Source organism: Pseudoalteromonas sp. A41-2 (genome assembly GCF_015767615.1).
In the GTDB taxonomy this organism is placed as follows: domain Bacteria; phylum Pseudomonadota; class Gammaproteobacteria; order Enterobacterales; family Alteromonadaceae; genus Pseudoalteromonas; species Pseudoalteromonas lipolytica.
In genome coordinates, this window is sequence record NZ_CP065231.1 from 1429212 (window position 1) to 1441397 (window position 12186).

General features: G+C 40.1%; 9 protein-coding genes. All 9 read left to right on the forward strand.

The window, feature by feature from the left end:
* Positions 1 to 13: 13 nt before the first annotated feature.
* Complete coding sequence (locus IT970_RS06615; RefSeq protein WP_036969029.1) at positions 14 to 1456, forward strand: glyceraldehyde-3-phosphate dehydrogenase; 1443 nt, start codon at positions 14 to 16, stop codon at positions 1454 to 1456.
* A 198-nt stretch (positions 1457 to 1654) separates the two neighbouring features.
* Positions 1655 to 2782, forward strand: coding sequence for a M14 family metallopeptidase (locus IT970_RS06620; protein WP_074988356.1), 1128 nt, complete (start codon positions 1655 to 1657; stop codon positions 2780 to 2782).
* A gap of 260 nt (positions 2783 to 3042) precedes the next feature.
* Complete coding sequence (locus IT970_RS06625; protein WP_196857695.1) at positions 3043 to 4545, forward strand: alanine/glycine:cation symporter family protein; 1503 nt, start codon at positions 3043 to 3045, stop codon at positions 4543 to 4545.
* A gap of 163 nt (positions 4546 to 4708) precedes the next feature.
* Entirely contained in the window at positions 4709 to 5035 is a 327-nt protein-coding gene (locus IT970_RS06630; RefSeq protein ID WP_036969280.1) for a hypothetical protein, read from the forward strand.
* Position 5036: 1 nt separating this feature from the next.
* A complete protein-coding gene (locus IT970_RS06635) occupies positions 5037 to 5318 on the forward strand; it encodes a YeaC family protein (RefSeq protein ID WP_036969024.1) in 282 nt (93 codons plus the stop codon).
* A complete protein-coding gene (locus tag IT970_RS06640; RefSeq protein ID WP_196857696.1) occupies positions 5308 to 7989 on the forward strand; it encodes a DUF349 domain-containing protein in 2682 nt (893 codons plus the stop codon). The genes IT970_RS06635 and IT970_RS06640 overlap by 11 nt, the downstream gene beginning before the upstream one ends.
* Positions 7990 to 8134: 145 nt before the next feature.
* Positions 8135 to 8692 carry a DUF1439 domain-containing protein gene (locus IT970_RS06645; RefSeq protein ID WP_036969019.1) on the forward strand — a complete coding sequence of 186 codons (558 nt, stop codon included), beginning with the start codon at positions 8135 to 8137 and terminating at the stop codon, positions 8690 to 8692.
* Positions 8693 to 9125: 433 nt separating this feature from the next.
* Positions 9126 to 10535 carry a sigma-54 interaction domain-containing protein gene (locus tag IT970_RS06650; protein ID WP_036969017.1) on the forward strand — a complete coding sequence of 470 codons (1410 nt, stop codon included), beginning with the start codon at positions 9126 to 9128 and terminating at the stop codon, positions 10533 to 10535.
* Between the two features lie 153 nt (positions 10536 to 10688).
* On the forward strand, positions 10689 to 12071 hold the full coding sequence (gene ccoG, locus IT970_RS06655) for a cytochrome c oxidase accessory protein CcoG (RefSeq protein ID WP_036969016.1): 1383 nt from the start codon (positions 10689 to 10691) through the stop codon (positions 12069 to 12071).
* Positions 12072 to 12186 lie beyond the last annotated feature (115 nt).

Sequence of the window (12186 nt, forward strand, 5' to 3'; positions counted from 1 at the left end):
TTAGGTAAAAAAAATGACCTCATCTCACGAGTTAGAATACACAAACAGCTGGCAAGAACGCCAAGATTACGCAGAAAGCATGCAACCAATTATTGGTCGCCTATACCGTAACCGCGGTATCGAAATTGCTGTTTATGGCCGCCCGCTTGTTAATGCTAGCCCTATCGATATCATCAAAGCCCACAAAACTGTTGCTCAGTTTGAAGGCACTAAATTACGTTTGCGCGAGAGCTTCCCATTTTTAGAAGCCATCAGCAAAATGGATTTAAACTCAGCACGCATCGATATTGGTAAATTAGCATACGGTTATTTATATAACGATGCCGCTAAAGGCCGTTCTGTTGAAGAGTATTTAACTGAAGAGCTTGCTGAAATTGCGAATGCAGAGCGTAAAGAGCCACGTGACGTTGTTTTATATGGTTTTGGCCGAATTGGTCGTTTGTTAGCTCGTTTATTAATTGAAAAATCAGGTCCTTATGCAGACTTACGCTTACGCGCGATAGTTGTACGTGGCGGTAAAGACGGTGACCTTGAAAAGCGTGCAAGTTTATTGCGTCGTGACTCAATCCATGGTCCTTTCAATGGTTCTATTACGATAGATAAAGAGCGCAATGCAATTAAAGCGAACGGTAGCTACATCCAAGTTATCTATGCTAACTCACCTAACGAAATTGATTACACTGCATACGGTATCGACAACGCGCTTATCGTTGATAATACTGGTATCTGGAAAGACGAAGCAGGTCTTGGACTTCACCTAGAATCAAAAGGCGCTTCAAAAGTACTTTTAACTGCGCCTGCGAAAGGTAATATTAAAAATATCGTTTACGGTGTAAATAACAAAGATATCAAGCCTGAAGATAAAATTGTCTGTGCAGCAAGCTGTACAACAAATGCAATCACACCAACGCTTAAAGCATTAAACGATAAGTTTGGTATTAAGAATGGCCACGTTGAAACGGTTCACTCTTATACAAATGACCAAAACTTAATCGACAACTACCACAGTGCTGAGCGTCGTGGTCGTGCTGCGGCACTTAACATGGTTATCACTTCGACAGGTGCTGCTAAAGCTGTATCAAAAGCATTACCTGAACTTGAAGGTAAACTGACGGGTAACGCTATCCGTGTACCTACACCTAACGTATCAATGGCTATCTTAAACCTTAACCTTGAAAAAGGCACAACCGTTGAAGAGTTAAATGCTTTCTTACGTGATACTGCGCTGCATTCAGATTTACGTGACCAAATCGATTACACAGCATCAACAGAAATCGTATCTACAGACTTAGTGGGCAGCCGCTATGCAGGTGTTGTAGATTCACAAGCGACGATTGTTGATGACAACCGTGTTGTACTTTACGTTTGGTACGATAACGAGTTTGGTTATAGCTGCCAAGTAGTACGTTGTATGCGTGATATGGCTGAAGTAACGTTCCCAAGCTTACCTCGCTAATAACTAACGTGATAAATTTAAAAGCCAGCATATTGCTGGCTTTTTTAGTCGTGAAAGTTTTTGCAAATTTTCTGCATGTGGTAGGCTGTATTTAGTCTGCTACATATTACTAACAAAACGTCCTAATCGGTGCGTTGACTTAATTCTTATCTAATGACTACGTCGTTAAGAATTATTTTTAAGCAATAGGTTTATAGAATGAAAATTACCAGCAATTTTGACAGTGGTAACATCAAGGTTATTGAAGCCGTTGACCCGCTGAATATTCAATTAGAAATCAATAAAGATAATCAGTCTGATTTTTTCCAGTGGTTTCACTTTCGTCTAGAAACAACCCCATTTCAAAACCACAAGTTACATATCAACAACTTAGAAAATTCAGCCTACCCAGATGGTTGGGAAGGTTACCATGCTGTTGCGTCTTACGACCGTCAAACGTGGTTCCGTGTCCCTTCAGAGTACGCAAATGGCACACTATCATTTGAAATGGAACCAGAGTGTGGCAGCGTGTATTTCGCGTATTTTGCGCCATACAGCTATGACCGTCATTTAGATTTATTAGCATGGGCACAAAGCCAGCACGCTTGTGAGCTTGAAACACTCGGCGAAACGTTAGATGGTCGTGACATGAGTGTGCTACGTGTTGGTATTCCAAGCAGTGATAAGAAAACAATTTGGATTACTGCACGCCAACACCCAGGCGAAACGATGGCTGAGTGGTACGTTGAAGGTTTACTACATAAATTACTTGATGATGAAGACCCACATGCCGCTGCACTTTTATCAAAAGCGGTGTTCTACATTGTGCCAAACATGAACCCAGATGGCAGCGTTCGTGGTCATCTGCGTACCAATGCTAAAGGCGTGAACTTAAATCGTGAATGGCAAACGCCAAGCATGGAAAATAGCCCTGAAGTATTCTTAGTGCTAAATAAAATGCGTGAAACAGGCCTTGATATGCACCTAGATATTCATGGTGACGAAGCTATTCCATATAACTTTGTTGCGGGCAGCGAAGGCATTCCGGGATACGATGACCGCTTAAAAGAGCTTGAAGACAGCTTCAAAGCAGCGCTATTAACAGTGACACCTGAATTCCAAGATGAGCACGGTTATCCGAAAGATGAACCAGGCCAAGCGAACTTAACGGTTGGTTCTTCTGCAGTTGCTCATGAGTTTAATGCTTTGGCGTACACTGTTGAAATGCCATTTAAAGATAATAACGATTTACCAGATCCTGACTATGGCTGGTCAGATCGTCGCTCGTATCAATTTGGTCAAGATACACTAGCGGCCATTGTTAACGTTGTCGATAAATTACGATAACGAGTCTAATCCAATGACGGGCATCAGCGAATACTGATGCCCGTCCTTGTTTCTGCTACATATCACGTAATTAGATTTGTTATATTGAAAATTAACTGTTAACAAGGTTGGTTGATTTAAGTTAATATTCAATACGTTTAGCTGAGAAGTAAATTAATCTTAGTATTTATTTCTCGCATCTATATGTATGTCGCGCATTCTCACAAGATAACGCCGAGTATCGTAACTAACAATAAAAAATATAATCATAGAGGATATCCATGGAAGCTTTTGTAAGCGCCGTTAATGACGTAGTCTGGAGTAGTGCACTCATCTATTTATGTCTTGGCGCAGGTCTGTTTTATTCCGTTTTAACCCGTTTTGCTCAAGTTAGACATTTCAAAGAAATGTGTAAGTTGCTACTAAGCTCAAACAGTTCTAATACCGGTATTTCATCATTTCAAGCTTTGGCAGTTTCGTTATCAGGCCGTGTTGGTGTTGGTAACATCGCAGGTGTAGCTGCAGCAATTGGTTTTGGTGGCCCCGGTGCTATTTTTTGGATGTGGGTCGTGGCATTTTTAGGAGCCAGTACCGCGTATGCAGAATCAACACTAGGTCAAATTTATAAATCAGAAGAAGATGGCCAGTATCGCGGTGGCCCTGCTTATTACTTTGATCGTTGCTTACAACAAAAGTGGTTAGCAGTGCTATTTGCTGTGTCGGCAATTATCGCATGCGGTGTATTTTTACCAGGTGTACAAGCGAATGCGGTAGGTAACTCATTTACCCAAGTGTTTGGCGAAGGTACATTAGTGAGCACAAGTTTTGGTGATGTTGGTAGCTTTAAACTGGTTGCACTTGCGATCATTTTGATTGTGTTAGCATTCATTATTTTTGGTGGCATTAAACGTATTGCCAACTTTACTCAAATCGTTGTGCCATTTATGGCTCTTGGTTACATTGTTCTTGCTTTAATCGTGGTATTTATAAACCTTGATAAAGTACCGGGTATTTTTTCACTTATTATTACTGACGCATTTACGGCTCAAGCGGGCTTTGGTGCAGCGATAGGTTGGGGTGTAAAACGCGGTATATACTCAAATGAAGCGGGTCAGGGTACGGGGCCGCATGCTGCTTCAGCCGCTGAGGTTGATCACCCAGCACAACAAGGGTTAGTGCAAGCTTTTTCAGTCTATGTTGATACTATCTTTGTATGTACAGCAACGGCATTAATGATTTTAATTACTCAACAATATAATATCGTAGGTGAATTACCTGAAGGGCAATTTATTGTTCAAAACGTTGATGCAGCAACTGAAATTGGCTCAGCAGCCTTTACGCAAATGGCATTATTTAGTGTGTTTGGTGGTTTTGGCCAGGCGTTTGTTGGTATTGCGTTGTTTTTCTTTGCATTTACGACAATTCTTGCTTATTACTATATCGCAGAGACAAACGTTGCTTACTTAAATCGTTACTTCAAGGGGAGCATTCCACTTGTTCTTGTAAAGCTCGTTATTATGTTTATGGTGGCATACGGTATGGTTAATAGCTCTGGGTATATCTGGGCTATTGGTGATATCGGTGTTGGCTTAATGGCGTGGATTAATATTGTGGGCATTTTAGCTATCTTTTTCGTGGCTAAGCCTGCGCTTAATTGTTTACGCGATTATGAAGAGCAAAAGAAAGCCGGTGGCGAAATTACATTTGACCCTATTAAGTTAGGGATTAAAAATGCCACATTCTGGGAAAAACGCCTTGAACAAAAGGCAAAAGATAAATTATAAGTTGCTAAAGCAATAAACTTAAAGTGTGGGTTAGAGCGTCTTAGTTATTACTATTTTCGAATCTTCACGATTGAATGCAATTCGAAAAAGACATCGACTCATAAAACAAGTACAATAAAGGGCGCCTAAAGGCGCCTTTTTTATGCGTAGTATGGAGAAAGATATGGCGATTATTAGTTGCCCGCAATGTGCAAAATCAATATCTGACAAACATAAACAATGTCCTCATTGTGAGTGCCAAGTCACTGAGCTGAGCAATGAGCAGTTGCAGCAAATGCAAAAAGAAACGCGCATTCGTAAACAGCAAAAGTTTATGAATCATTCTTTCCTCGCACTGATTTTATTTTTAGGGGGCTTTTTCTGTTATTACTTTATTCACCCTGAAGCAGAATCTTTAGAGTGGTATGCCTATTCGGCAGCCATGGCAGTAGGCTTTGTATGGTATATTGTAAGCCGTATCTATTTAGTTGTTTTAAAAAAGAAAAAGTAACATGAATATTGATCACATCGTTAAGAATATCACCCCAGAAGTATTTGAACGTCTTCAGTATGGCGCATCAACAGGCAAATGGCCTGATGGCACAGTATTGACTGAAGAGCAAAAACAACAAACCGTTCAACTCGTGATGCTTTATCAAGCTAAAGTTTCGCAGACCAATGAGCAGTTTACCATTGGTGCCAATGGTGAAATGGTGCAAAAGAGCAAAGCTCAATTGCAAAAAGAATTCGCATCTGAAAATGAAATAGCTAGGTTTAGTGAAAATGATCTTTAAACACCTATTTACACCGAAATGGAAACACCCTAAGAGCCAAGTTCGTTTGGCTGCTGTTGAACGCCTTGACTCAGAACGTGATGTCAACATTTTGAATAGCATCGCGCTTGAAGACAGTTCAGCAGAAATCCGTAAAAAAGCATTGAATAAAGTAAATGATATTGTTTTATGGTGGCAAGTATATAAACAAGATCAGGCATTAAAAGAGATTGCCGAACAGCATATAAATCAAGCGGTGTTAAACACCGACAGTCAGCTTGATGAGAGCATAAAAAACGAATTCATTGAACGTTTTGCACCCGTTAAAACACTTGAAAAACTCGCGTTTGCAGAAAAAGAAATTCAAGTACGTGTTAAGTTACTAAAACGCTTAGCTAACCCAAACCTAGTTGATAAAGCTTTCAAAGAAGGAAGCGAAGAGTTACAGCTCAAATTAGTTGAACTTGTAATTCAACACCAACTGTCTAAACCACTTTTGAAACATGCTAAAGGTGAAGCGCATACGCAACTTGCTGCCCATTTAGAAAATGAGCGTTTAGCCGCTGAAATGCCGGCTAAAGTTGAAGCTGATACCCGAATTGTACTTGCTAAACTTAATGCACTGCGTGAAAAAAGTGATTTCAACCTAGTATCTCAGCAACATGCTGATTTACTACAGCAATGGCAGGCCATCGAGTTAAAGTGGCTAACGGATGAACAAGTCAACTTATTAGATAAAAAATACTCAGCCATTATCGCAAAGTTAGATACACATCTTGCGATGCTTAGCAAAGAGCATGAGGCGCAACAGCAAAAGCTTGCAGAGCAACAGCGTCAAGTGTTAGCACTGGCTACTTTAGAAGCGCTAGGCGAAGAAATTGAAAATGCATTACAGCTCGGTCTAGAGACCCCAGAACAAATACAGCAAGATTGGCTTGAAGCGAAAGTAAGTCAAGCAAAAGAGGCACTTGCTGAGACTGAGCTTGCTGACAATCAAAATGTACGTGATGTGAAACAGCATTTAGCGAATTTGTTTAAACAAGTGGAGCAGTTACCGCAGTTAGTTGCTGCAATTGCTGACTATAAAGCGGCATTCGATGCTTTATCTGCGGTTACGACAAGCGACGATGAAACACAGTTTGATACGCTAAATAAAGAGTTTGAGCAGAAAAGCAAATTCGCGCGAAAAAAACTCTCGCATATCCCGTCTCGCCTACAAGGGCGCTTTAAAGCTAACTTAACGGAATGTGTGAAAGCGTGGCAACATGCTATGTTGCCATTAACGAGTAAGTTTGACAAAAACCAACAAGCCGCGAAGCGCAAAGCACGTGATGTTAAACGTTTGATTGATCAAGGTCGTTTTAATGTTGCCTTTGGTGTTTTTAAAGGATTTGAAGAGTTATATGAGACATTAACTGAGTCTTATAAGCAGCCATTAAATACATTAAAAGCAGATCTTGAGGCACAGCTAGCAGAAGCGAAAGACTGGCAAAAATATGCATCGGCGCCGAAGCGCGACGCTATTTTACAAGAGGTCAGTGAGCTTGTTGCAACGCCATGTACCGATCCTAAACAGCGTGCTGAGCAAGTTAAACAATTACGCCGTCGTTGGAATGAATTAGGTCGTTTAGATACTGATGCCGAAAAACAGCAGGGTGAACTTTTTGATCAACACATTGAAGTGTTGTTCACGCCTTGTCGTGAGTATTTTGCAGAGCAAGAGCAGTTGCGCGAGCACGCAAAAACACAGCGTTTAGATATTATTGCACAAATGCAGCAATTAGCTGAGCTTGATGCACAGACCGATGATTTTGACTGGAAACAGTTTGAAAGTAAGTATAACCGCATCAGTAAATCATGGCGTTCTGCGGGTAATGTAGACCCTAAAACGTATCGTGAATTACACAGCGAGTTCAAAACGGTTCAGTCGCAAGTGAATGCGAAGTTAGCAGCATTTCACAAAGCCAATGCGGAACAGAAAAGTGCCCTCGTTGAGCAGGCAACACTACTTTCTCAATCTGACGACCTTGCAACCGCATGTCAGCAATTAAAGGCATTGCAACAAACATGGCAAACAATTGGTTTTGCTGGCATGAAAGCAGAAAACACGTTATGGCAGCAATTTAGACGTGTCAACGATGAGACATTTGCAAAGCGTAGCGCAGAGTTTGAAATACAAAAGCAAGCTCAACAGCATAATGATGAAGTCGCTGCAGTGGAATTAACCGAGCTTGAGTCTGCGTTAGGCAGTGTGGTTCACTTAGCACAACTTAAAGACTTAGCGGCTAAATTATCGGCATTAGACTACTCTAAATCACTTAGTGGTCGAGTTGCGCAATTAGAAAGTGCCATCGCGGCGAAAACAGAGGTGCTTGGTAAACAAGCTGAACAATCAAAGCTAGCTGCTTTGTTTAGTGCCCTAGAAGAGGGCAGTACTATACCGGCTCAATTTCAGGCTTCGTTAACAACAGCATTAACTGCGCAGCAGTTGTTGACACGTATTGAAATTTTAGCAGGGGTTGAATCAGCCGATAGCCAATTACGTATGACAGAGCAAGTTGCAATGCTTGATGATAAGCATCGTGGCGAACAGGCTGATGTTTACTACTATTTAAAACAACTTTTAGCGGTCAGTGAAGGTTCAGTTTCACCTGACACACTAGCTAGGCTTAAAGTTATATTCGCAATTTAACGATTAATAGCAATCGATTAAGGTATTTAGTTTTCTCTCAAGATAAGTGGGGTGTCATATCCTACTTATCTTGATTATTGAAAGATTAAATAAGTTAACATGGTTGATTTAAGCCGCTTTTAAAGCGGCTTTTTTGAGGAAAAAAATGAGAATTTTAATATTACTTACGTGTTTATTTTTAGGGGCGTGTAAGAGCACAGATCAAGGTGTCTCTGTTTATTCATTTACAAATTCAGAAATAGAAACTGCACTTGCAAATCAGTTACCAAAACTCAGTGAACAAATTAAGTTGATGGGTTTGCCAGTTGATTTTTCAGTAAATGACTTAAGTGTTAACGTTGGTCCAGATAAACGCGACGTAGTCGTTTTAGGCGCAGACTCAAGTGCAGTGATTAAAGCGTTTGCACTTAAATACCCAGTAAGATTAAAACTAAAAATCGAAGGCAGTCCTTTCTATGACAGTGAGAAAAAAGCGGTGTTTCTTCGTAATGTGAAATTAATAGACACCACGGTCGATACTGCTGGGTTTAAAGGTAATTTAAACTTACTAGATGAGCAAGCGATGCAAGTTATAAATAGCTTTTTAGCCGTTAATCCAGTTTATAAACTAAATATGAATGACCCTAAAGTGGCACTACTAAGTAAGTTACCTTTGGATATGAAAGTATCACAGGGTGAAATTCTCTTAGTACCTACTCTCTAGAAAGGGTATCAGCAAGCAGTGTAAAAAGCGGCAAAATGCCGCTTTTTTAATGTATTGAGTGCGTCAATTTAAAAATAGTTAAGTCGTTTTTCTAAAAACGTCAGTGTAATTTTGTAAACGTCAAACTTAGTTGCCAACTGACTATCACCAATTCGTAAAAATAGATAATCATTTTGAGTGGTAAAACCTGTGCCACCTGCGACAAAAATATCTGATTTACCACTGCATGGATGCAGGAGGTAGAGCAATGCAGGAGCAATTGCCGAAAACAACTAAATAGCGACATTTTTACCTTATTATTGACGCGGTTTTATTGCCTAAACATAGACCACTTAATTAAGCCAATTGGTATAACAGTCCTTTATTACTTTACTTGTTTGCTAATTAAAAGCTTGTCATAATGCTCGTGATATTTCGCGAGTGGAGCCTATGTATGATTAAGGAATTTTTAAACGACCCAACATTATTACTCAATGCGGTAGGTGAAGGGATTTATGGCTTTGACTTATCGGGCAATGCGGTGTTTGTTAACCCTGCTGCAGAGCGCATGACGGGGTGGCATGCCGATGAGTTATTAGGTAAAAAAATTCATCAATATCATCATCATACTAGAAAAGATGGCTCGCCATATCCTGCCGACGAATGTCAGATATATTGCACCATGTTTGATGGCAAGCACCGGCATGTAACCGATGAGGTGTTTTGGCGCAAAGATGGAAGCCATTTTGCAGTAGAATACACCTCAACACCTGTCTATAAGAATGGTGAGCTGATAGGGGCTGTCGCGATTTTTCGCGACGTTTCAAAACAACAGCAAACTGAACTCGCTTTGCGTGATGCATTGGCGCAAGTACAGCATTTATCTGAACAATTACAAGAAGAGAATGCTTATCTTATTTCTGAGTTAAATGAAGATTGGCAAGATTCGGGTCTTGTTGGAAAAAGTCACTCATTTCAAACGATGCTTGAACAAATTACCCTTGTCAGCCAAACAAACAGCACAGTGCTTATTTTGGGGGAGAATGGCACAGGTAAAGAACTTGTCGCACGTAACTTACATCGTTTGAGTACGAGAGCTGAGCAACCTTTTATCAAAGTAAATTGTGCTGCATTCTCAGCAAATTTGATCGAATCTGAATTATTTGGTCATGAAAAAGGGGCGTTTACAGGCGCGAATGAACGCAGGAAAGGTCGCTTTGAGTTAGCTGATAACGGAACGCTTTTTTTAGATGAAATAGCAGAGCTACCGCTTGAATTACAGAGTAAACTTTTGAGAGTATTACAAGAACATGAGTTTGAGCGCGTAGGGGGAACACACACTTTAACTGTGAATATTCGTGTTATTGCAGCCACAAATCGAAACTTATGGCAGATGGTAGAGCAGGGAAGTTTCCGTATGGATCTCTATTACCGATTAAATGTATTTCCTATTCGCGTACCAGCATTGCGTGAGCGAAAAGAAGATATCCCCTTGCTTGCTGCTAATATTATTAACCAGCTTAATAAGCGTCTTGGCAAACACTTTAAAGGTCTTACAAAAACAACCTTGGCACAGCTTGCTAACTACGAGTGGCCTGGCAACATTCGTGAATTACAAAACATACTTGAGCGTGAAGCAATTCTATCAAAACAAAATGTTCTGCAATTATCATCTGCGTTGAGTGATAAAGACCCTGCTTCTGGTGTGGTACTTTCACTTGATGCCGCGCAAAAACAGCATATTTGTACTGTACTCAAGCAGTGTCATGGCAAAATTTCTGGTGAGGATGGTGCTGCGACATTACTTGAGTTGCCAGAAAGTACTCTGCGATCAAAAATGAAAAAGCTAGGTATTAAATACTAAGGCGCGAAATATCACGCAAGCTCGCGGTATTTCACGAAATTAAGGCGTTTTATATATTTTATATCGTTATTTTTCAATGTGTTATGTGTGTTTTGTTGTTGGCCTGATTGTTGCTCTTACTTGTTAGAACCGAGACTAACAGTAAGTAGCAAAATGAAATTAGAAATCAAAGAGCAAGACCTAATCATCAAGCCCTATAATCAAGAGGGTCCCATTTATATTCGTGAGCAAAAAGGCCGTTTTCAACGTATTCGTCGATACCTTGGATGGGTTTTAATGCTTATATTTATAGCGATTCCATGGATACCTTATAAAGGTCACCAAGCAGTGCTATTAGACGTTGCGAGTCAAAAGTTTAGCTTGTTTGGCCTAACGCTATTACCCCAAGACTTTATGATTTTAGCTATGTTATTTATGACTGGTGCATTTGCCTTGTTTTTCGTTACGAATTGGTTAGGGCGAGTATGGTGTGGCTACACCTGTCCGCAAACAATCTGGATGTTAATGTTTACATGGGTTGAGCAAAAAATAGAAGGATCGAGAAACCAACGTATAAAAATGGATAAGGCACCTTGGTCGGCAACAAAAGTACAAAAAAAAGTGATTAAACATGCTGCGTGGTTACTTATTTCATTAATCACATCGATGTCTTTTATGGCGTACTTTATTCCTGCAAAGTCGTTATACATGAGTTTATTTACGCTTGAAATGTCAGGTATTGTAAGCTTCTGGGTGTTTTTATTTGCATTTTGTACGTATGGCAATGCGGGTTTTTTACGTGAAAAAATGTGTACTGTCGCCTGTCCTTACTCTCGTTTTCAATCAGTGATGTTTGATAAAGACACGTTAGTGGTAACTTATGACCAACAAAGGGGAGAAACACGTGGTGCACGTAAACGTAAAGCCGACCCTAAAGCACTTGGGCTAGGTGACTGTGTTGACTGTAATCTATGTGTTGAAGTTTGCCCTGCTGGCATCGATATTCGTAATGGCTTGCAATACGAGTGCATCAACTGTGGGTTATGTATTGATGCTTGTGATAGTACAATGGAAAAATTTAACTATCCAAAAGGGTTAATAAAATATGCTTCTGAAAAGCAAATGGATGGTGAAACGACAAATCCATTTAGGTTGAAGCTACTTGGTTATGGTGGTCTAACAGCTTTGTTTATTTTAGCTATGGTTGTATGGACAGCAATGCGTACGCCAATCGAAGCATCAGTGATAAGGGATAGAAACGCTTTATATCGGGTTAACTTTGAAGGGCTAGTTGAGAATCCTTACACGTTGTCGATTATCAATAAAACACAGCAGCCGTTAAATTATACGATTGGCATTTCAGGAATTGATGGGGCAGTGTTGCAAGTACCAGAGTCAATTTTAATTGAAGCCGGTAAAATGAAGCGAGTGCCAGTGACTGTTGTTGCAGATGGCTATGGGTTAAAATCAAAAGTGACATCAATTCGTTTTCATATACAAGCACTGGAAGATGCGAGTATTGGCATAACGAAAGAAAGTAAATTCTACAGAGATTAAACAGTGGCTACCTATACCATTGTGCTTAATTAAGTGGTCTATTTTGAGGCAATAAAACCGCGTTGATAACAAGGCAAAAATTTAGTTATTTAGGTGTTTGAAACCAGACATTTTT